Source organism: Ligilactobacillus salitolerans (assembly GCF_003864415.1).
Classification (GTDB): Bacteria; Bacillota; Bacilli; order Lactobacillales; family Lactobacillaceae; genus Ligilactobacillus; species Ligilactobacillus salitolerans.
In genome coordinates, this window is the sequence record NZ_BFFP01000115.1 from 1 (window position 1) to 403 (window position 403).

Sequence of the window (403 nt, forward strand, 5' to 3'; positions counted from 1 at the left end):
TAAGAATGTCAAACGTAATAAAGGAGCTGGGGGAATCGACGGAATGACCGTTGAGGAACTCGGTCCTTACTTGAAGGAAAATAATACAAAGCTGGTGGAAGAGTTGCGCTCTGAAAGCTATCAGCCCCAGCCGGTCAAAAGAGTAGAAATCCCAAAAGCCGACGGGTCAAAGCGCAAGCTAGGGGTCCCAACGGTCGTCGACCGTGTGGTTCAACAAGCCGTAGCGCAACAACTCATACCAATCTTTGAACAGGTATTTTCCGACAATAGTTATGGTTTTCGACCACATCGCAGTGCGCAAAGTGCTGTGAAAAAGGTGGCAGCCTATTATAATCAAGGCTATCACTACGTGGTCGACCTTGATTTAAAGTCCTACTTTGACAATGTGAACCATGACCTGCTG

The 403-nt window shown here is 47.1% G+C and carries 1 protein-coding gene; it reads left to right on the forward strand.

The genetic code is table 11. From position 1 onward, the window contains the following. Nucleotides 1-403 (forward strand): reverse transcriptase domain-containing protein (locus LFYK43_RS12310; protein WP_268227151.1); only part of this gene is annotated, 403 nt, incomplete at both ends.